This window comes from Nocardia kruczakiae NBRC 101016 (assembly GCF_001612965.1).
GTDB lineage: Bacteria > Actinomycetota > Actinomycetes > Mycobacteriales > Mycobacteriaceae > Nocardia > Nocardia kruczakiae.
In genome coordinates this window covers 145,480-166,332 of record NZ_BDBL01000001.1, presented here as the reverse complement: position 1 = coordinate 166,332, position 20,853 = coordinate 145,480, and the positions used below count along the sequence as shown (strand labels likewise).

The following is a 20,853-nucleotide window of genomic DNA, read 5'->3' as shown; positions in this document are numbered from 1 at the left end:
GGTCCGCCGGGTTAGAGCCTAACGACCGCCCCTGCCGGGGCTCTCCGGCAGGTCACCCTCTACCACTTCGGCGTCGACGATGTCGGAGTTTCCCGCGTCGAATTCGGCGTCCGGATCGGCGTGTGCGGGCGCGAGGTCGTCGTCGAGCAGTTCGCCGTCGACCTCCACGACCTCGGTGGAGCCGGTGCGGCGGTAGGCCGGCTGGGGATAGTCGTCCGCGACGGCGACCTCGTCCTCGAATTCGTATTCGACGTAGCGCGGGTCGTCGTACAGCTGGTCGATATAGCCCGGTTCGGCGCGATCGTCGTAGTAATCGTCGCGATCCGCGGCCGGGTCGGGGTCGTAGCCGTGCTCCCGGTACTCGTCCCGGTCGTCCTCGTCGTACTCGTCGTGCGAGTAGTCGGTGGGAAGGTACCGGTCGCGCCGCCCGCCGAGATCCACCTCGACCACAGCGGGCGGAATTCCGAGAAACCTTCGCCCACACAGCAATCCGAGGTATCCGGCGACGGTCAGCCAGGCGAAGGTGAGGCCTGCGGTGACCAGCACGCCCGGTCCGATCTCCCCGAACGATCCGACCGTGCCACCGGCGAACAGGCCCAGCAGCAACAGCGCGAGCGCGGCGAGCGCCGCCGAGAACACCGTCGCCCATGGGCTGCGCACCTCGTCGGCGGACTCGCGCGCGCAGTCAAAACCGCCCCGCACGCCGACGGCCGCCGGCACCAGCAGCAACACCGGCCACCAGCCCGCCGCGGGTCCGCTCGGTACCGCCGCGAGCACCGGCAGCGCGGGTACCGGCGCCCCGGCGACCGAGAAGACGCTCAGCGCCCCGCCGCCGATGTGCACGTCCGCGCCGATCAGCACGCTGGTCGCCGCGATCACGACATTCGGCAGATAGGCCAGCGACAGCACGGTCAGACCGACGAGACCCGCGATATTGCCCGCGGCCGCGTAGGTGTCACCGATCACCGACCAGTGCAGCACGAACGACACCAGCGTGAGGATCGCACCGCCGAGCAGCAGACGCCACAGCGCCCGCGCCGCCGCCCGCGCGCCGGCGAAAACCCAGTCCGGCAGTGAGGAGGCGATCCGATCGCGCAGCGCATTGGGCCGGGTGGCGATCCCGGTGACCGCCGCGAGCAGGTGCAAACCCGCCACACAGCAGAAGGCGGTGAGCGTATCGGGCGACTGCAGCGGCACCGCCGTGGCGGCATCCTCGGCCACCGCCAGGCAGACGGCGGTGACCAGCAGCGGGCCCGCGAGCGCGGCGCCGACGATCCAGCCCAGATCGGCCCGCGAGGAGCGCGGCGAGACGGCATGCGCACAGTCGTGCATGGTCAGCCACAACACGCCCGCGGTCGGCAGCAGCGGCAAGAGCCCGAGCGAGGTCTTGCCGACGACGACCGGCACCTGATGCACGGCCAGCCAGCCGGCCGCGATCGCGCCGGACGCGCCGGTCATACCGCTGCCCGCAGCCACCAGCGTGATCAGCACGAGCGCGACGATGGCGACCACGGTGAAACTCGACGCCCGAGCGGCGATGACGAGCAGCACCTTGGCCCGCTCGGGGCTCAGTGAGAGGAATACCGGATCCTCGGGGCCGCCCGCGCCCGTGCCGCCGGGACCGCTCCGCTGCCGGGGCGCATCGGCGTTCGGGCGAGCCTGCGCCGGTCTCGTGCCGGCCCGCTGTTCGCGAAGGTCGGCCCATCGGACCAGTGCGGACTTCATAGAACTACCTCGCGGGATCCTGGTTGACTCGTCCGGTTGACTCGCCGAAGCACGACACGACCACCGACATGACAGGGTCTCAGCTGGAAACGGATCGGCGAGTCAGGCGCGCCGTGAAAAGCGCCTGACTCGCCGATCGTCGTGTCGAGCGGATCTACTTCTGGTCGTCCTCGGGACGGAAGGCCTTGGTGGCATCGGCGGCCGGATTGCCGGTCTGCTCGCCACCGAACGGCTGCGCGCCGGGCTGGCCGGGCTGCCCCTGCTGGCCCTGCTGACCGAAGTTCAGCGAACCGTACTGCTGACCGGACTGGCCGGGCTGCTGGCCCGCGGCGCCGAAGTGCTGGGTCGCGGCCTCGTCACCACCGGTCTGCGGACGCTGACCGTAGGGCGACTGCGCACCCTGCGCACCGTAACCCTGCTGCGCCTGCTGACCCTGCTGACCGTAGGGCTGCTGGCCGTACGCGGAGGGCTGCTGACCGTACTGGCCCTGGCCGTACTGCTGACCGTACTGGCCGTAAGCCGCCTGCTGCTGTCCCTGCTGCTGGGCCTGACCCTGCGCCTGGCCGTACTGCTGGCCGTACTGGCCGTAGGCGGCCTGCTGACCGGCCTGGGCCTGACCGTAGGACTGCTGCTGGCCCGGCTGGCTCTGGCCGTAGGACTGCTGGCCGTAGGCGCTCGACCCACCGGCGCCCGGGGCGGCGGCCGCCGCGGGCTTCGCCTCGGGCGCGGAGAGGATTCCGCTCTCGAACAGCAGCGCGACCACGGCCGCGGCGAGCTGCACCAGCGCGAGGAAGACCAGGACCCAGGCGGTGCCCGCGGTCTTGTACAGCGTCGGCGTCACGAACGCCTGGAACAGGACACCGAGGAAGCCGGCCGCCGAAGCCGCCGCGACCACCGCGTTCCTGGCCTCCTGCTTGGGCAGCAGCGCGATACCGGCCACCAGACCCGCGAACAGCAGGAGCAGCAGCGGCGCCGTGCCGCCTTCCTGGAACAGGCTCATACCCTTGTCGGGCTCCTTGGAGCTGTTCATCGCGCCCTCGTCGAAGGTCGAGAAATCGAGGAAGCCCAGGAAGAAGTTGATCACGCCCAGCGCGGCGATTCCAACGGTCAGGTAGAAAGTCAGCCCCTTGGCGCTCAACGCCGAAAGCCCCGAACCGCCGCCGGTACTACCTGTCGGCTGCTGGCCGAAGCTGGGCGCGGACGAGGGTGTGGGCGAGGGCGTCTGATTGGGCGCGTTGTACCCGGATCCCCCGGTCGGGTAGGACATGTGGTCGTCTCCTATCGAGTCCTTCATCGGCTTCAGGCTGAATGCCCTTGACGCTACTGCACTCGAGCGCACCGGTCACGGCCACGACGCCACTGGCGGCAAGCTCGAGAATTCACTATGAACCGCATACCCGGATCGATCGTGTTGTCACCGAAGACGATCGGAGGTATCGGATGGACCTTTCGGAAATGTTCTGCACAGTGGTGCGGGCGCTGGGCCTGTGCCACCTGTTCCCGGCACCCTGAACGACGGTTGTCCCCTGCCCGCGACAACCGCTGCTGTCCATGCCCACCGCAGCGAGCTGCGACCTGCCCACAGCAGCGAGCTGCTACTGCCCAGCAGCACGTCGTTCACCTGCCGAGTGAAAAACGAAGGCCGCCTTGCCGTTACGACAAGGCGGCCTTCGCGCTGTGTCCCGCTGCCGCACGGCAGCGAACGATCAAGCGGTGATCGAGGCCTTCTCCAGGATCTCGCGCGCCAGGGCGGCGGTCTCGGACGGGGTCTTGCCGACCTTCACGCCCGCGGCCTCGAGGGCCTCCTTCTTCGCGGCGGCGGTGCCCGAGGAGCCGGAGACGATGGCGCCGGCGTGGCCCATGGTCTTGCCCTCCGGCGCGGTGAAGCCCGCGACGTAGCCGACGACCGGCTTGGTGACGTTGGCCTTGATGTAGGCCGCCGCCCGCTCCTCGGCGTCGCCGCCGATCTCGCCGATCATGACGATGAGCTTGGTCTCCGGGTCCTTCTCGAACGCCTCGATGGCGTCGATGTGGGTGGTGCCGATGACCGGGTCGCCACCGATGCCGATGGAGGTCGAGAAGCCGAAGTCACGCAGCTCGTACATCATCTGGTAGGTCAGGGTGCCCGACTTCGACACCAGGCCGATCGGGCCCTTGCCGGTGATGTTGGCCGGGGTGATGCCCACCAGCGACTCGCCCGGGGTGATGATGCCGGGGCAGTTGGGGCCGATGATCCGGGTCTTGTTGCCCTTCTCCACGTTGTAGGCCCACGCGTAGGCGGTGTCCTGCACCGGGATGCCCTCGGTGATGACCACGAGCAGCGGGATCTCCGCGTCGATGGCCTCGATGATGGCGTCCTTGGCGAACTTCGGCGGCACGAAGGCGATCGACACGTCGGCGCCGGTCTCCTTGATGGCCTCGGCGACGGTGCCGAACACCGGCAGCTCGACGTCCGAGCCGTCCTTGGCGGTGTGCGAGACGGTGGTGCCGGCCTTGCGGGCGTTGACGCCGCCGACGACCTGGGTGCCCGCCTTCAGCATCAGTGCGGTGTGCTTGGTGCCCTCACCGCCGGTGATGCCCTGGACGATGACCTTGGAGTCCTTGTTCAGGAAGATAGACATCTCTGTAGTCCTTACTTGGCCGCAGCCAGTTCAGCGGCCTTGTCGGCGCCTTCGTCCATGGTCTGGGCGAGGGTGACCAGCGGGTGGTTGGCATCGACGAGGATCTGGCGACCCTCCTCGACCTTGTTGCCGTCGAGGCGGACGACCAGTGGCTTGTTCGCCTCCGACCCCAGGATCTCCAGGGCCTTGACGATGCCGTTGGCCACCGCGTCACACGCGGTGATGCCGCCGAACACGTTCACGAACACGCTCTTGACCTGCGCGTCGTTGAGGATCACGTCGAGACCGTTGGCCATCACCTCGGCCGAGGCGCCACCACCGATGTCGAGGAAGTTGGCCGGCTTCACGCCGTTGTGCTTCTCACCGGCGTAGGCGACGACGTCCAGGGTCGACATGACCAGGCCGGCGCCGTTGCCGATGATGCCGACCTCACCGTCGAGCTTGACGTAGTTGAGGTCGTTCTCCTTGGCCTTGAGCTCCAGCGGATCGGTGGCGTCACGATCGGCGAACTCGGCGTGGTCGGGGTGGCGGAAGTCGGCGTTCTCGTCCAGGGTGACCTTGCCGTCCAGCGCCAGGATCTCGCCCTCGGGAGTGCGAACCAGCGGGTTCACCTCGACCAGGGTGGCGTCTTCGCCGACGAAGACCTCCCACAGCTTCTGAATGGTCACCGCGGCGGCGTCCAGCACGTCGGCGGGCAGATGGCCCTGCTCGGCGATCGAACGCGCGAAGGCCAGGTCCACACCCTTGACGGCGTCGACCGGCACCTTGGCCAGGCGGTCGGGCTTGGTGGCGGCGACCTCTTCGATCTCCATACCGCCCTCGACCGAGCACATGGCCAGGTAGGTGCGGTTGGCACGATCGAGCAGGAAGGAGATGTAGTACTCCTCCGCGATGTCCTTGGCCTCGGCGACCAGGATCTTCTTGGTGACGTGGCCCTTGATGTCCAGGCCCAGGATGTTGTTCGCGTGGGTGAGGGCGTCGTCCGGAGTGGCGGCGTACTTCACGCCACCGGCCTTACCGCGGCCACCGACCTTGACCTGCGACTTGATCATCACAGGCTTGCCGATTTCGGTCGCGATGGCACGGGCGTCCTCGGCCGAGTCCGTGACGCGGCCCTCCGACGAAGGCACTCCGTGCTTCACGAAGAGTTCCTTCGCCTGATATTCGAAGAGATCCATGTACTCACCGTCTCGTCTGCGTTGTTGTGACAACGACTTTGTTGGCGGCCCGTCGTCGGAAGCGGGTCGAGTCGGACTCTAATCAGTTCGATGTCGCCGAAATCAGCCGCATACAGCCTAAGTGGCGCAGGTCACGAGCGGGCATCCGCCCGGGCAAAACCGCTGGCCAAGGCTACTGGCGAGTAGCTTGCTGACACGCCGCCAGGTAGGGCGGACGATGATCCGAATTGCCACGCTGGCTACTACATAGTGTAGTTGTCTGTTCTCACTCGCGTGCCCAGTGGAACGTGAGATATTCCGCGCGCCAGACGTGATCAATGTCACAAGTGCCCCCATATCGAGCGGAGCGCTTGCCCACCTGCAATCGTTTCGTTACCGTCGATGCGGTCGATGTCACAGCCAGATCACAGGCGTGACGGGAATACTCGTCACTCGGTCGTCGGGCCCAGCTGGTAGAACACATCGACAGACCCACCCGGATGAGGCCGCGTACACCGCACCGATCAGGAGGACGGCAGGCTTGTTGCAGCACAGTGCTCCGCAGGTAGCAAGCCGTTCCACCGGCGCACCGCGTCCCGCGTCTTCCGGATCCCCCGCGTTACCCGGTCTCGGAGTCCGCCGATGAGCCACGGTCGCCTACAACCTGGGCATCGGCCACAGTCCGCCCGCCGTTACCGCGGCGACGGAGAATCCCTCGACCAGCATCCGTACTTCGGTGGTAACCAATCTTTCGGCGGTTACACCGGTTCCCGTTCCGAGGAGCCCGCGGCCCCACCCGTGCGCAGTATGCCGGGACGTGCCGACAGCTGGATGTCCGCCGGCGCCGGTGTGGCGGGCGCGACCGTCGTCGGCCTCACCGCGACCACCGGGAATTCCACCGAGAACGCCTGGGGCGCAACCGCTTCGGAGGATTCCGGGCAGTGGCAGCCGTGGGGAGCCCAGGCGCAGCCCGACGGTGACTGGACCGCCGATCCGCAGTGGCCACGGACCGACGAGTGGGCCGCGGCGGACCCCGGTCTCGACGACGGCCGCGGCGTGCACTACCCCGAGGGCCCCGCCGACTACGACGCCGCTCACTACGACGCCGACGACGAATTCGACGAACCCGCCGGCAACGAATCGTTCAACCTGGCCCGGCTGCGCAGCTCCTGGAAGCGAGACAGCGCCGACGCCGATGAGACCGGCACCGACGCGGAGGGCCCCCGGCGCTTCAGCGGTGCGCACCGCGTGCCGACCCCGCCCGCCGCGCTCAAGGGCCGCGCCGCCGTGGTGGCGGTCGCCGCCGGCGCGGTGGTCGCCGCCGGCCAGGCCGGAATGGAGTCCGGCAGTCAGCACCACACTGCGACCGCCGACTACGACGCCGCCGGTCAGGTCCACGAAATCGCGGCCCAGGCGGTCAGCACCCAGGCGGGCAATCCGCAGTCGCCGCAGGTTCTCAATATCGCGCCCGTCGCGGACCTCCGTCAGTTCCAGGACATCCTGCAGCACGGTCAGGAATTCGCCGCCGGACTCGCGGCCCAGGAATCGGCGAAACTGCGCCCTCTGTTCTCCAAATTCGCCAACGGCACCTTCACCTCCGGCTTCGGTAGCCGCTGGGGTGTGCAGCATCTGGGTGTCGACATCGCGGCCCCCATCGGTACCCCGATCTACGCGGTCGAGGACGGCGAGGTGATCAGCGCCGGCCCGGCCTCCGGTTTCGGCATGTGGGTCCGTCTGCGGCACGCCGACGGCACCATCACGGTCTACGGCCACGTCGACACCGCCACCGTCTCGGAAGGCCAGCACGTGCTGGCGGGCGACCAGATCGCCACCGTCGGCAACCGCGGCTTCTCCACCGGCCCGCACTGCCATTTCGAGGTGTGGCTCAACGGCCAGGACAAGATCGACCCCCTCCCCTGGCTCGCCTCCCGCGGTATCTCCCTCGGCCCCGAACGCGACTGAGACTCGTTCGCAGCGGTCGATCCTGCTGCTCCGCGCTCTCGAACGTTGGGCTGCCGAGGGCCGCTACACCACTCTGCGGCTCGACGTCTTCAGCGACAACCGACATGCCATCGGGCTGTACCGGCGCAACGGCTTCGACTTCCTACCGGAACGCGGCGAGCTCGCGCAACCGGACGAACCAGCCGATCACCGGTCGCATCCCCGAGTGGAGCGAGTCATGGTCAAGGCTGTCGCCCCGGCGATCGGCTGAGGTCGCGGTCGCCGCTCAGAGTTTGATCAGGGTCCGGCTGTACTGCGGGATCAGGCGGATCTTGCCGGCAGTGCCGAAATCGATGGTGACCGTGGCGAGGGCGCCGAAGCCTTCGGCGGCGACCACGCGGCCGAGACCGTACTTGTCGTCGCTGACGCGGTCGCCGACGGCGAGCACCAGTCCGGAGTTGTTGTGCTTGGCGGCGGGCCGGGCAGGGCTGCGGTCGCGCAGGCCGGGGCGCTGCTGGGACCAGCCGTCACCGCGGGTCCAATCGCGTTCCAGGCCGTCGTCCTCGCCGCGGCGGCGGAACCCTCGCCCGCCCGACGGCGGAGTCGGTTCCAGCCGCTGCCAATCCATCAGATGCCCCGGAATCTCCTGCAGGAAGCGGGACTCCGGATTCGACACCGCCTGTCCCCAGCCGGAGCGCACCACCGCGCGGCTCAGGTACAGCCGTTTCCGGGCGCGGGTGATGCCGACATACGCCAGGCGGCGCTCCTCGGCCAGTTCGGCCGGATCGCCCAGCGCGCGCATGTGCGGGAACTGGCCGTCCTCCCAGCCGGTCACGAACACCACCGGGAACTCCAGGCCCTTCGCGGTGTGCAGGGTCATCAGGGTGACCACGCCGGAACCCCCGTCCGGGATCTGATCGGTATCGGCCACCAGCGAGACCCGTTCCAGGAACGCCGCCAGGGAACCGGGGTCCGGCTCGCCGTCGGCCGCCTCGGGCAGCAGGCCCTCCGCGCGGGCGGCCTCGACATTGTTGCGCGCCTCGGAACTGAATTCCCTTGCCACGCTGACCAATTCGTTGAGGTTGTCCAGCCGGGCGCCGTCCTGCGGATCGTCGGAGGCCTCCAGCTCGGCGCGGTAGCCGGTCTTGTCCAGGACCGCCTCGACGACATTGCCCACATCGGGGAATTCGCTGTCGTCGGTGACGCCGGCGGCGCGAATCTCGTCGAGCAGATCGAGGAAGCCGGCGATCGCGCGCTGGGCGCGGGTGTTCAACAGCGCCACCTTGCCGTCGGCGGCATCGCGCAGCGCCGCCGCGAAACCGATGTCGCGCTGTTCGGCGTGCACCGCCACACACGCCTCGGCGCGGTCACCGATCCCGCGGCGCGGAGTGTTGAGAATGCGGCGCAGGCTCACCGCGTCGTCGGGATTCTCCAGCACGCGCAGGTAAGCGACCACATCGCGGACCTCCTTGCGCTCGTAGAACCGGACGCCGCCGACCACCTTGTAGGGCAACCCCATACGGATGAAGATTTCTTCCAGCGCCCGCGAGTTGTTGTTGGTGCGATAGAACACCGCGACATCGCCGTAGTTGTAGTCGCCCTGTTCGACCAGGCGGTCGATCTCTCGCGCGACGAACGACGCCTCGTCGTGTTCGTTGTCGGCGACGTAGCCGACGATCAGATCGCCCTCACCGGAATCGGTCCACAACTTCTTGTCGCGCCGATTCTCGTTGCGGGAGATGAGCGCGTTGGCAGCCGAGAGGATGTGCTGGGTGGAGCGGTAGTTCTGTTCCAGCAGAATCGTTTCCGCATCGGGGAAATCGCGCTCGAATTCCTCGATATTGCGGATGGTCGCCCCGCGGAACGCGTAGATGGACTGGTCGGCGTCACCGACCACACACAGCTCGCTGGGCGGCACCGCATCGCCGCGGCGTGCCGGGCTGAATTCCGGATCGGCCGCCTCGGCCCCCGCATCGGCGTCGGCGAGTTCGTCGGCCGCCGGTCGCACATGATGGCCGACCAGTTCGCGCACCAGCACGTACTGGGCGTGATTGGTGTCCTGGTACTCGTCGACCAGCACATGCCGGAACCGACGGCGGTAGTACTCGGCGACCTGCGGGTGGCTCTGCAGGAGCGCGACCGTCTCGCCGATCAGATCGTCGAAGTCGAAGGCGTTGGCCGCGCGCAGCCGCCGCTGATATTCGGTGTAGACCCGGGCGACGATGCCGGGCAGTTCCGTCTCGTCGGATTCCGCGTCGGCCGTGGCCGTTTCGGGGTCGATCAGCTCGTTCTTGAGATTGGAGATCGCGGTCGCGAGCAGTCGCGGCGAATATTTCTTCGGATCCAGATTCTGGTCGCGAATGATCATCGCCAGCAGGCGGCGCGAGTCGTCGGCGTCGTAGATGGAGAAGTTGGAGTTCAACGCGCCGGGCAGCAGATTCGCCTGCATGCGCAGGATGCGCACACAGGAGGAGTGGAAGGTCGACACCCACATGGCGGCGGCGCGCGGACCGACCAGGTCCGTCACGCGCTCGCGCATCTCCGCCGCGGCCTTGTTGGTGAACGTGATGGCCAGGATCTGCCCGGGCGTGACGCCGCGTTCGGCCAGCAGATAGGCGATGCGCCGGGTGAGTACGGCGGTCTTCCCGGAGCCGGCGCCGGCCACGATCAGCAGGGGTGAACCCGCGTGCACGACCGCCGCCCGCTGCTGCGGATTCAGGCCCTCGAGCAGGCGCTGCGCCTGTTGATCGGCCTGCGCGGACCTGTCCGCACCTCGCGTTGCCGCCGTACCCACCGTTGCCGTCCCCGCCGCTGTTCCCGCCACCGTCGTCTCCATCGTCCATCCACGCTACCGGCGGCCACCGACATGCTGTAGTCCGGCGCGATCTCAGCGCATTCTCACCGCCGAGAACTTTGCCTCACTTGCCCCACGTGGCAGACTGGCCACATGACCAGCGCGCTCACGACCTCTGCTGTTCAGGCGTACGAAGGTATTCGTGGTCGCCGATTTCGCACGTGAGCGCATACTCGACGGGGGACAATTCAAGGCCGAACAGGTCTGTTTCACGGTGGAGGAATCACATCGGTAACGGGGCAGGGCCGCACGCCGATCGAAGTTCTGACACGAGGAGAAGAAAGTATGAGCACCTCTACTGAGCCGATTGATCAGCCCGCGACCGGTTCCGATGCGACGTTGCCGAGTAGTGAGGCGGAGATCGAGAAGCTCCGCAAGGAGATCGATCGCCTCGACGCCGAGATTCTCGCAGCCATCAAGCGGCGCACCGAGGTCTCGCGCATCATCGGCCGCACCCGCATGGCCAACGGTGGCCCGCGCCTGGTGCACTCCCGCGAGATGAAGGTGCTGGAACGCTTCAGCGAACTGGGTCAGGAAGGTCACACGCTGGCCATGCTGCTGCTCCGCCTCGGCCGCGGCCGTCTCGGCCACTGAGTTACCGCCGGCTCGGCCACTGAGCTACAACCCACCGAGACCACGCGGCGATCGTCTCGACGAACTCCGCGACCCCAGGCCGCCCCGGGTGCCGATCCCCCGGGGCGGTCGTTTCGTATCCGGGGACTACCGGATCAGGGCAGGGCGATGTACTTCGTCGACAGATATTCCTCGATCCCCTCGAAGCCGCCCTCGCGGCCGAATCCGGAGGCCTTGACCCCGCCGAACGGTGCCGCCGGATCGGAGATGACGCCGCGGTTGATGCCGACCATGCCGCTCTCCAGGCCCTCCGCGATACGCAGGGCACGATCCAGATCGCGGGTGTAAACGTAAGCGACCAAACCGAATTCGGTGTCGTTGGCAGCGGCGAGGCCCTGCTCCTCGGTATCGAATCCGACGATCGGCGCGACCGGCCCGAACACCTCTTCGCTCAGGATCCGGGCCTGCTCGGGCACCTCGCACAGCACGGTCGCCGGATAGTAGTACCCGGTCCCGCCGGGCGCCTTCCCGCCGATGCGCACCTCGGCGCCGCGCTCGACCGCGTCCTCGACCAGTTCGCTCACGGTGTCGAGCTGGTCCTGGTTGATCAGCGGGCCGAGGGTGGTCGACGGGTCGTCACCGGGGCCGAGTTTCACCTCCTGCATGGCGGCGACCAGTTTGTCGGTGAACTCGGCGCGCACCGAGTTGTGCACGTGGAACCGGTTGGCGGCAGTACACGCCTCGCCGCCGTTGCGCAGCTTCGCCAGCATCGCGCCCTGCACCGCGGCATCGATGTCGGCGTCGTCGAAGACCACGAACGGGGCATTGCCGCCCAATTCCATCGAGGTGCGCAGCAGGCCGTTCGCGGACTTCTCCACCAGCTTCTTGCCGACCCCGGTCGAGCCGGTGAAGGTGAGTTTGCGCAGCCGCGGATCGTTGATAAGCGGCTCGGTCACCGCACCGGAATGGCTGGAGGTGATGACCGACAGCACCCCGTCCGGCAGCCCGGCCGCACTGCACAGCTTCGCCAGCAGGAGCATGGTCAGCGGCGTGGCCGAGGCGGGCTTGACGATCATCGTGCAGCCCGCGGCCAGGGCAGGGCCGATCTTGCGGGTGCCCATCGCGAGCGGGAAATTCCACGGTGTGATGGCCAGGCACGGCCCGACCGGCTGTTTGTGGACGACGATGCGGCCGGTCCCGGTGGGCGCGGTCTGGTAGCGGCCGTGCACCCGGACCGCTTCCTCGCTGAACCAGCGGAAGAATTCGGCGCCGTAGCGCACCTCGTTGCGGCTCTCCGGCAGCGCCTTACCCATTTCCAGAGTCATCAGCAGGGCGAAGTCCTCGGTGCGCTCGACGATCCGCTCGTAGACCGCGCGCAGGATCTCGCCGCGTTCGCGGGCCGGGGTGGCGGCCCAGCTGTCCTGCGCGGCCACGGCCGCGTCGAGGGCGCGTACGGCGTCCTCGGGCGTGGCGTCGGCGACGTGTGCGAGGGGCTCTCCGGTCGCCGGATTCTCGACCGCGAAGGTGGCGCCGCCGGTGGCATCCACCGGCCCGCCGATCCAGAGTTGAGTGGGGACGGATTCGAGTAACTCGGTTTGCGACACCATGTGCTCAGGGTAGGCCGCGGTGGACGCGAGCGCGGGCAACTGCCAGGTGGGCTGTGATACCTGCGCGTAGCGGAACTGGTCTGTAATTTCGCGCGACGGCAGAGCCAGCGACATCACTACCTGCGCGTAGCGGAACCGGTCTGTAATCTCGCGCGACGGCAGAGCCAGCGACATCACTACCTGCGCGTAGCGGAACTGGTCTGTAATCTCGCGGGGGTGAGCAGCGACATCACCGCGACGGCGGCCTGGCGGAAACTGCACGATCACTATTCGGCCGTGGCCGACCGGCATCTGCGCGAGTTCTTCGCCGAGGATCCGGAGCGGGGCCGCGAGCTGACCGTCGAGGTCGGCGATCTGCACATCGATTACAGCAAGCACCGCATCACTCGCGAAACCCTGGATCTGCTGCTCGATCTGGCGGAGACGGCGGGTGTGGCGCGGCGCCGGGACGCGATGTTCGCGGGCGAGCACATCAACACCTCCGAGGACCGCGCGGTGGGCCATGTCGCCCTGCGCCTGCCGGCCGGCGCCTCGATGGCGATCGACGGCGCCGACGCGGGTGCGCAGGTACACGAAGTGCTGCGCCGGATGGGCGAATTCACCGACGCGGTGCGCTCGGGACAGTGGCGCGGCGCGAGCGGTGAACGCATCACCACGGTGGTGAACATCGGCATCGGCGGTTCGGATCTGGGCCCCGCCATGCTGTATCAAGCCTTGCGGCACTATGCGGATGCCGGTATTTCGGCGCGATTCGTCTCCAATATCGACCCGGCGGATCTGACGGCGAAGCTCGACGGCCTCGATCCGGCGCACACCCTGTTCGTCGTTGCCTCCAAGACGTTTTCGACGCTGGAGACGCTCACCAATGCCACCGCGGCGCGGCGCTGGCTGGTGGCGGCGCTCGGCGAGGACGCGGTCGCCAAACATTTCGTGGCGGTGTCCACCCATGCGCAGCGAGTGGCCGATTTCGGCATCGACACCGCGAACATGTTCGAGTTCTGGGATTGGGTCGGCGGCCGCTACTCGGTGGATTCCGCGATCGGGCTGTCGATGATGGCGGTGATCGGCAAGGAACGTTTCGCCGAATTCCTCGCCGGAATGCACAGTGTCGACGAACATTTCGTCTCCGCGCCGCCGGAGCGCAATGCGCCGATCCTGCTCGGCCTGCTCGGGGTCTGGTACTCGAATTTCTTCGGCGCCCAGTCGCGCGCGGTGCTGCCGTACTCCAACGATCTGGCGCGCTTCCCGGCCTATCTGCAGCAGCTGACCATGGAGTCGAACGGCAAATCGGTGCGCCTGGACGGCAGTCCGGTGACGACCTCGACCGGCGAGATCTTCTGGGGCGAACCCGGAACGAACGGACAGCACGCCTTCTACCAGCTGCTGCATCAGGGCACCCGGCTGGTGCCGGCCGATTTCATCGGATTCGCCCGTCCCACCGACGATCTCGCGACGCGCGACGGCTCCGGCAGCATGCACGATATCCTGATGAGCAATCTGTTCGCGCAGACGAAGGTGCTGGCCTTCGGCCGCACCGCGGCGGAGATCGAGGCCGAGGACGGCGGCACTCCGGATTTCGATCCGGACCTCGTGCCGCATCGAGTGATGCCCGGTAACCGGCCGTCCACCGCGATCCTGGCCCCGCAGCTCACCCCGTCGGTGGTCGGACAGCTGATCGCGCTCTACGAGCATCAGGTCTTCGTCGAGGGCACCATCTGGGGCATCGACAGTTTCGACCAGTGGGGCGTGGAGCTGGGCAAACAGCAGGCGCTCGCGCTGGAGCCGCTGCTCACCTCCGCCGAAGATCCGGCACCGCAATCGGATTCGTCGACCGACGCGCTGATCCGGTGGTATCGCGGCCACCGCTGACCATGACCTCGGTTGCACAACATCTGCTGTGGTTCCTGCCGATGCTGTGGCTCGGCATGGTGCTGGCCATCTCCTTCCTGGAGGCGCCGCTGAAGTTCCGCGCGCCGGGCGTGACGCTCGCCCTCGGGCTGGGAATCGGCCGGATGGTGTTCAAGGCGCTGAACATCACCGAGGCCGCGCTGGCCGCGCTGCTGCTGATCTCGGCGGCCGTGGTCGGCCCGGGCGCGGCGACCTGGGGGTGGCTGATCGGCGCGGTGGTCGTGCTGGCGATCCAGGTGGCGGCGGTGCGGCCGCCGCTGACCCGGCGTTCGAACCGGGTCCTGGCCGGCGACGACGGACCGCGCTCGACAGCGCACTACTGGTACATCGGACTGGAGCTGCTCAAGGTGGTGGGCCTGATCGGCCTGGCCCTCGCCGCCGCCCCGTGAGGCCGGGACCGCAGTGCGCATCACCGAGTGCGTGCGATCCCCGCGGCAACAGGTCGGTGAGCGCGTCGCCCAGTGTCGGATACCGGAATCGAAAACCGCTGCGGCGCAGCAACTGCTTGTACGTCGTCGTACGAGACATGACTCGATCCAATCCCGCCGATGCGACCACCGGAAGGGTGTGCTTACTCACCCATACCCGTTGACTTATGCAGGTAAATACCTGCATAATTTCCCCGTGCAACCCGAACCGGATATGGACGTGGTCTTCAAGGCATTGGCCGACCCGACTCGGCGACTGCTACTGGACCGGCTTCGCGAGCAGAACGGGCAGACCCTGCGCGAACTGTGCGAGCGGGTGGAGATGGCGCGCCAGTCACTGACGCAACATCTCGACATCCTGGTGCGAGCCGGACTGGTCACCGTGCTGCGACGCGGGCGGGAGCGGGTGCACTACATCAATCCGGCACCAATCCACGACATCGAACAACGATGGATCTCCGTCTTCGACAGGCCGCGACTGGATGCGATCCGGGCCATCAGAAACCAGGCTGAGGAGTACGCCATGAGCACGACCGTGCCCACCTACGTCTATGTCACCTACATTCACGCCAGTGCCGAACAGGTCTGGAAGGCACTGACCGACGCCGATCTCACCGCCCGCTACTGGGGACATGCGAATGTGTCCGACTGGCAACCGGGTTCGGGCTGGGAACACCGCCGCGTGGACGGCTCGGGCGCCGTCGACGTCGTCGGCGAGGTGATCGAATCGGATCCGCCGCACCGCCTCGTGGTGACCTTCGAGGACATGCCGGATGCCGAGCGGTCGCCGTCGCTGGTCACCTTTCTCGTCGAACCGCACCGCGATATCGTCCGGCTCACCGTCACCCACGAGAACCTGCCGAATCAGGAGATGCTGCAGGGCATTTCGAGCGGATGGCCGGCGGTGCTGGCCAACCTCAAATCCCTCCTCGAGACCGGCGACGTACTGCCGCAGGCCCCGTGGGAGATGTCGAGCGAACCGGTGGGCTGAGCCGGGTCGGACGACGTTGGATCAGACGAAGGCGCGCCGCAGGATCGCCTCGGTATCCACCCCCACCGGGAGGGTGCCGAAGGCGATTCCCCAGTCACCACCGAATCGGCTGGCGCAGAACGCATCCGCGACCGCGGCGTGACCGTGCCGCACCAGCTGCGCGCCCTGCAGCACCAACGCCATCAATTCGACCACACGCCGGGCGCGGAACTCGATATCGCTGAGATCGGTGAGCTCCTTGCCGATCCGGTCGATCGCGTCGTCGAGGTGGTGGTTGGCGCCGCGGGCCAGCGATACCTCGTTGAAGTAGGCCTCGACCGTCTCCGGCTGACGGCCCATGGCGCGCAGGGCGTCCAGCGCCGCCACATTGCCCGAGCCCTCCCAGATCGACATCAGCGGCGCCTCCCGGTACAGCCGCGGCATACCCGATTCCTCGACGTAGCCGTTGCCGCCGAAGCATTCCAGCGCCTCGGCAGCGTGTGCCGGGGCCCGCTTGCAGACCCAGTATTTGGTGACCGCCAACGCGATTCGGCGCAGTGCCGCCTCGGCGGGGTCGGTCGCCGCGCGGTCGGTGGCACCGGCCAGCCGCATCATCACCGTCGTCGCGGCATCGGATTCGATCACCAGATCGGCCAGCACATTGCGCATGGCCGCCTGGTCGATCAGCTTGGCGCCGAACGCTTCCCGATGCCGGGCGTGGTGCGCGGCGTAGACCACACCGGTGCGCATGCCGGTCGCCGAACCGATCACACAGTCGAGCCGGGTCATGTTCACCATCTCGATGATGGTCTTCACACCCGCGCCCTCGGCGCCGACCAGCCAGCCGGTCGCGTTCTCGTACTCGATCTCCGAGGACGCGTTGGACTTGTTGCCCAGCTTGTCCTTCAGGCGCTGCAGCCGCAGCGCGTTGCGGGTGCCGTCGGGCAGCACCCGCGGCAGCAGGAAGCAGGACAGACCGCCGGGCGCCTGGGCCAGCGTCAGGAACATGTCCGACATCGGCGCGGAGGTGAACCACTTGTGCCCGACGATGCGGTAGGTGCCGTCGGATTGCGGTGTGGCCGTGGTGGTATTGGCCCGGACGTCGGAGCCGCCCTGCTTCTCCGTCATCGACATCCCGGCGATCAGACCGGCCTTCGACGAGGGTTCGCGCAGGCCGAAATCGTAGGTGCGCGAACCGAGTAGCGGCTCGAAGCGGGCGGCCAGTTCGGGGTTGTGGCGCAACGCCGGAACCGCGGCGTAGGTCATCGAGATGGGGCACATATGTCCGGCGTCGGCGATACCCCACGTGTAGAACTTCGCGGCGCGGGCGACGTGCGCGCCGGGCCGGTCGTCGAGCCAGGGACTGCCGTGCAGGCCGTGCCGTACCGCGACGTCCATCAGGTTGTGCCAGTAGGGGTGGAATTCCACCTCGTCCACCCGATTGCCGTAGCGATCGTGAGTGTGCAGCACCGGCGGGTACTCGTTGGCCAGCCGGCCCCACTCCTGCGCCTCGAAACTACCTGCCAGCGCTCCCAATTCGCGCACCTCGGCCTCCGCCCAGCCGGCGCCCTCGCGGTGCAGGCCCTCGATCAGGGCCGGGTTGCGGGAGAAGTCGAACGGGGTGATCGGCGGGACCTGGTTGAACACTTCGTGGGTGGCCATATGAGTTCTCCTATTCGTGCGCGCCGAGGGCCCGCAGGGCGAAGGCGACGAGTTCGGGCACCACGGATTCGCTCTGCAACTGCTCGGCCAGCGGGCCGACCAGCACCTCACCGATGGCGCCGACCAGGGCGGTGGCGGTGGTTCGAGGATCCTGGGGCGGTAGCTGCCCGGCGCCGACACCGTCGGCGATCGCGGTCTCGAAGGTTTCGGCGAACGCCCGGCGGAAGCGCAGGCGTTCGGTGTCGACGCTCGCGTCCACCGGTTCGGCGAGCAGGACGTAGGCGAGTTTGGGATTTTTCAGCGCGCGCCCGGCGAAGGTCTCCACCGCGGCGGTGACGCGCTCGACCACGCCGCCCTCTGCCCCGGCCTGCGCGACCGCGGCGACCTCCCCGGTGACGACGTCCCGGAACACGGCGGTGACCAGTTCGGCCTTACCGCTGAAGCTTTTGTAGACCGTCCCGGTGGCGACCCCGGCCTCCGCGGCGACGGTGGCCATCGACAGCCCGCCGAAGCCCTGCTCCGAGAGCACCTTCATGGCCGCGTGCACGATGGCGCGCGACTGGGCGTCCAGTCGGGCCTGCACGGCGGGGGTTCTGCGGTACGCCACGCAAGAAGTGAATCACATATTCATTTCTTGACGCAAGGGCCGGGGCGGGCCGTATGGTCGAATTCGTGAGCGTACGAATCGAGCGCAGCGGGCCGGTCTTCACGGTGATCCTGGATCGCCCCGAGGCGCGCAATGCCGTCGACGGACCGACCGCGCAGGCACTGGCGGCGGCGTTCCGCGAATTCGATGCCGACGACACGGCGGCGGTCGCGGTGCTCTGGGGCGCGGGCGGCACCTTCTGCGCCGGGGCGGATCTGAAGTCGCTGGGCACCGAGAAGTCCAACCGGGCGGCCGAGGACGGCGACGGGCCGATGGGCCCCACCCGCATGACGCTGACCAAACCGGTGATCGCCGCGGTCTCCGGCTACGCCGTCGCCGGTGGACTGGAACTGGCGCTGTGGTGCGATCTGCGAATCGCCGAGCAGGACAGCACATTCGGCGTTTTCTGCCGCCGTTGGGGCGTCCCGCTGATCGACGGTGGCACGGTGCGACTGCCGCGCATCGTCGGCCACGGCCGGGCGATGGACATGATCCTGACCGGCCGTGCGGTCGCCGCACCCGAGGCACTGCAGATGGGACTGGTCAACCAGGTCGTGTCCCCCGGCGAATCTCGCGCCGCCGCGGAGCGGCTCGCCACCGAACTGGCCGCGCTGCCGCAGACGTGCCTGCGTTCGGATCGGATGTCGGCGCTGGAGCAGTGGGGGCTCGACGAATCGGAGGCGATGACGCGCGAGTTCCGCTACGGCTTCACCGCGCTGGCCGACGGCGCGCTCGAGGGCGCGCAACGGTTCGCCGGTGGCGCGGGCCGGCACGGATCGTCGGCCTGAGCGGCGATGGGCCGGCTCACCGTCGTCGACGAGATCTTCCTGCGCGCCCATCGCGGTCTGGGCACTCCCAGTGCGCTGCAAGGGTTGTGGCGCACGGCCGACCCGATCGACCGCCGGCTGCTGGAACAGATCCACGCCGCCCTGCGCGTCGGCCCGCTCGGCCGCCGGGTCGTCCGGCCACGGGTGCCGGGTGCGCGGCCGTACTGGCGGCGCAACGACGGCGCTCATCCGTTGCGTATCGCCGGCGGCGGCATCGCCACCGCTGATCTGCTGAGCTGGGCCGGCGAACAGGGTTACGACCTGGATCCGGAATTCGGACCGGGATGGCGGCTGTCCGCGGCGGCGCTGCGGGAGGGCGGTTCGGTGGTGGCGCTGACGTGTTCCCACGCCCTCGCCGACGGACGCGGCCTGGCCCTGGCCGTCGACCACGCACTGTCCGGCACGCCGATCACGGATTACGCCGCCCCCCGGTCGGATTGGGCCGATGCCGCCCGGCAGTGGTCCACCGTGATGTCCGGAACCGCACGCGCCCTGCGCCACGGAGTTCCCCGGGAATCCGGTGGCGGCACGGGCCGCAGCGCCGAGACGGCGACGACCTGCGATGCGGTCCTCCAATTTCCGGCGGCCGATTGGGAGCTGGCCGCGGCGGGGCGGGGCGGAACCGCCAACAGCCTGTTCCTCCGTATCGTCGCGAGAATACTGTGGGACAGCGGCTTTCCCGATCCGACCATCACGGCCGCGGTGCCCGTCGACACCCGCGACGATCGCCGCGTCAACAACGACATGGCGATGACCGAAGTGGTGGTGGAGCGCACCGACACACCCGCCATCCTCCGCGAGAAGTGCCGTGCGGCATACGAATACCGGATGTCGGGTCCGCCGGGGATGCCCGCGGAACTACTGCAGGTGCTGCCCGCACGCGTGGCTCATCGGCTCTCCCGCGGTGCGGGTGAACGTGACATCCTGTGCTCGAATATCGGCACCCTCCCGGCCTCGCTGGCCCAGCTGGGTCCCCATCGCTGTACCGGCGTCGCCGCCCGGGCCATCCATCCCGGACTGCAACCGACGGCGCTGCCCCGCACGCGTCTCGCGGCCTATCTGTGCCGGATCGGGCACACGTACACCCTCGCACTGGTCGGCCTGGATCGGGACCACGTCGAATCTTCCGCCGCGCTGGCAGATCTCGCGCGCACGGCGATCGAACGACTCGATGTGCCGGTCATCGTGTGGTGAGACTACCGCCCGGACATGGTGTGCCCCGTCCTCTCGCGGACTTCCGAGGCGGTGCGTGCCGTCACGTGGTCCGGGACAGCCACCGGGCGCACCAGGTCGGGCGCCGGGACCGGCGTGCCGAAGACCTGTCGGACCGGGAGCAAGCCCGCCCAGGCGTCGCTGTTCAGATCGGCGGAATCGTCGGAGGGGTCGCCGGTACGGGTCTTCACCGAGGCTTCGGTGAGGTCGAGAGCCAGGACCAGGGTGGCCGCCAGTTCCTTCTTGTCGGGCGCGCGCACGGTGTCCCAGGCGCCGGGGGCGGAATGTTCGACGATGGCGCGCAACGCGCGCAGCCGCTCCTCCGGATCGGTGACCTCGACCGGGCGCCCGTGGATGACGGCCGAGCGGTAGTTCATCGAAAAATGCATGGCCGCACGGGCGTACACGATCGCGTCGACCAGCGTCACCGCCACCGAGATCTCGCCGGTGAGGGCGGCGCGCATATTGCCCGCACCGGTCGAACCGTGCAGATACAGCGTGTCGTTCACCCGTCCGTAGATGGTCGGCAGCACGACCGGCGCGCCGTGCAGTAACACGCCGATATGGCAGATCAGGCCGGCGTCGAGAACGTCGTCCAAGGCCGCGCGGTCGGTCGCCGCGCGGTCCCGGTAGCGAGTGACCGTACTGCGGCGGGTGGGAGAAAGCGCAGGTCTGGGAGCTGATGTGGCGGTCATGGGAACAGCATCGCGCGGCGAATGGCA

17 protein-coding genes are annotated in these 20,853 nt (G+C 68.3%); 8 read left to right on the top strand and 9 right to left on the bottom strand.

Annotated features, from left to right (window positions below):
* Nucleotides 1-18: 18 nt before the first annotated feature.
* From NK1_RS00325 to sucC, 4 genes are all read right to left on the bottom strand, one after another.
* Complete coding sequence (locus NK1_RS00325; RefSeq protein ID WP_063006639.1) at nt 19-1,725, bottom strand: cell division protein PerM; 1,707 nt, start codon at nt 1,723-1,725, stop codon at nt 19-21.
* Nucleotides 1,726-1,879: 154 nt separating this feature from the next.
* Entirely contained in the window at nt 1,880-3,019 is a 1,140-nt protein-coding gene (locus NK1_RS00320) for a DUF5336 domain-containing protein (protein ID WP_245660286.1), read from the bottom strand.
* A 412-nt stretch (nt 3,020-3,431) separates the two neighbouring features.
* Complete coding sequence (sucD, locus tag NK1_RS00315) at nt 3,432-4,346, bottom strand: succinate--CoA ligase subunit alpha (protein ID WP_039780846.1); 915 nt, start codon at nt 4,344-4,346, stop codon at nt 3,432-3,434.
* An 11-nt stretch (nt 4,347-4,357) separates the two neighbouring features.
* Complete coding sequence (gene sucC / locus NK1_RS00310; protein ID WP_063006638.1) at nt 4,358-5,524, bottom strand: ADP-forming succinate--CoA ligase subunit beta; 1,167 nt, start codon at nt 5,522-5,524, stop codon at nt 4,358-4,360.
* Nucleotides 5,525-6,652: 1,128 nt separating this feature from the next.
* Between sucC and NK1_RS33365 the strand changes: the two genes are divergently transcribed.
* Together NK1_RS33365 and NK1_RS36130 are read left to right on the top strand one after the other, a co-directional pair.
* Nucleotides 6,653-7,465, top strand: coding sequence for a M23 family metallopeptidase (locus NK1_RS33365; RefSeq protein ID WP_439955921.1), 813 nt, complete (start codon nt 6,653-6,655; stop codon nt 7,463-7,465).
* The gene (locus tag NK1_RS36130; RefSeq protein WP_084460487.1) at nt 7,374-7,715 is read left to right on the top strand and encodes a GNAT family N-acetyltransferase; all 342 of its coding nucleotides are present in this window, start codon (nt 7,374-7,376) and stop codon (nt 7,713-7,715) included. Before NK1_RS33365 ends, NK1_RS36130 begins: the two co-directional genes overlap by 92 nt.
* A gap of 15 nt (nt 7,716-7,730) precedes the next feature.
* On the opposite strand, the gene pcrA is transcribed toward NK1_RS36130, so the two are convergent.
* Nucleotides 7,731-10,280, bottom strand: a complete 2,550-nt coding sequence (gene pcrA / locus NK1_RS00300; RefSeq protein ID WP_084460465.1) for a DNA helicase PcrA — start codon at nt 10,278-10,280, stop codon at nt 7,731-7,733.
* Between the two features lie 303 nt (nt 10,281-10,583).
* On the opposite strand from pcrA, the gene NK1_RS00295 reads away from it, so the two are divergent.
* A complete protein-coding gene (locus NK1_RS00295; protein WP_036505489.1) occupies nt 10,584-10,892 on the top strand; it encodes a chorismate mutase in 309 nt (102 codons plus the stop codon).
* A 134-nt stretch (nt 10,893-11,026) separates the two neighbouring features.
* Here the strand turns inward: NK1_RS00295 and NK1_RS00290 are convergent, their stop codons facing one another.
* Nucleotides 11,027-12,478, bottom strand: coding sequence for an NAD-dependent succinate-semialdehyde dehydrogenase (locus NK1_RS00290; protein WP_063006783.1), 1,452 nt, complete (start codon nt 12,476-12,478; stop codon nt 11,027-11,029).
* Between the two features lie 216 nt (nt 12,479-12,694).
* Here NK1_RS00290 and pgi point away from each other — a divergent pair, with 216 nt between their 5' ends.
* The 3 genes from pgi to NK1_RS00275 all read left to right on the top strand — a co-directional run bounded on the left by pgi (nt 12,695) and on the right by NK1_RS00275 (nt 15,805).
* A complete protein-coding gene (gene pgi / locus NK1_RS00285) occupies nt 12,695-14,347 on the top strand; it encodes a glucose-6-phosphate isomerase (protein ID WP_063006636.1) in 1,653 nt (550 codons plus the stop codon).
* A gap of 2 nt (nt 14,348-14,349) precedes the next feature.
* Nucleotides 14,350-14,775 (top strand): hypothetical protein, encoded by a 426-nt coding sequence (locus tag NK1_RS00280; protein ID WP_063006635.1) that lies wholly within the window; start codon nt 14,350-14,352, stop codon nt 14,773-14,775.
* A gap of 259 nt (nt 14,776-15,034) precedes the next feature.
* Complete coding sequence (locus NK1_RS00275; protein ID WP_218023035.1) at nt 15,035-15,805, top strand: ArsR/SmtB family transcription factor; 771 nt, start codon at nt 15,035-15,037, stop codon at nt 15,803-15,805.
* Nucleotides 15,806-15,826: 21 nt separating this feature from the next.
* On the opposite strand, the gene NK1_RS00270 is transcribed toward NK1_RS00275, so the two are convergent.
* Together NK1_RS00270 and NK1_RS00265 are read right to left on the bottom strand one after the other, a co-directional pair.
* Nucleotides 15,827-17,446, bottom strand: a complete 1,620-nt coding sequence (locus tag NK1_RS00270) for an acyl-CoA dehydrogenase family protein (protein ID WP_063006633.1) — start codon at nt 17,444-17,446, stop codon at nt 15,827-15,829.
* A 10-nt stretch (nt 17,447-17,456) separates the two neighbouring features.
* Nucleotides 17,457-18,053 (bottom strand): TetR/AcrR family transcriptional regulator, encoded by a 597-nt coding sequence (locus NK1_RS00265; protein ID WP_063006632.1) that lies wholly within the window; start codon nt 18,051-18,053, stop codon nt 17,457-17,459.
* Between the two features lie 53 nt (nt 18,054-18,106).
* Here NK1_RS00265 and NK1_RS00260 point away from each other — a divergent pair, with 53 nt between their 5' ends.
* A complete protein-coding gene (locus NK1_RS00260) occupies nt 18,107-18,880 on the top strand; it encodes a crotonase/enoyl-CoA hydratase family protein (RefSeq protein ID WP_063006631.1) in 774 nt (257 codons plus the stop codon).
* A gap of 6 nt (nt 18,881-18,886) precedes the next feature.
* Nucleotides 18,887-20,113 (top strand): hypothetical protein, encoded by a 1,227-nt coding sequence (locus NK1_RS00255; protein ID WP_063006630.1) that lies wholly within the window; start codon nt 18,887-18,889, stop codon nt 20,111-20,113.
* A gap of 2 nt (nt 20,114-20,115) precedes the next feature.
* Here NK1_RS00255 and NK1_RS00250 read toward each other — a convergent pair whose 3' ends face one another.
* A complete protein-coding gene (locus NK1_RS00250; RefSeq protein ID WP_063006629.1) occupies nt 20,116-20,826 on the bottom strand; it encodes a pyridoxamine 5'-phosphate oxidase family protein in 711 nt (236 codons plus the stop codon).
* Between the last annotated feature and the right edge of the window lie 27 nt (nt 20,827-20,853).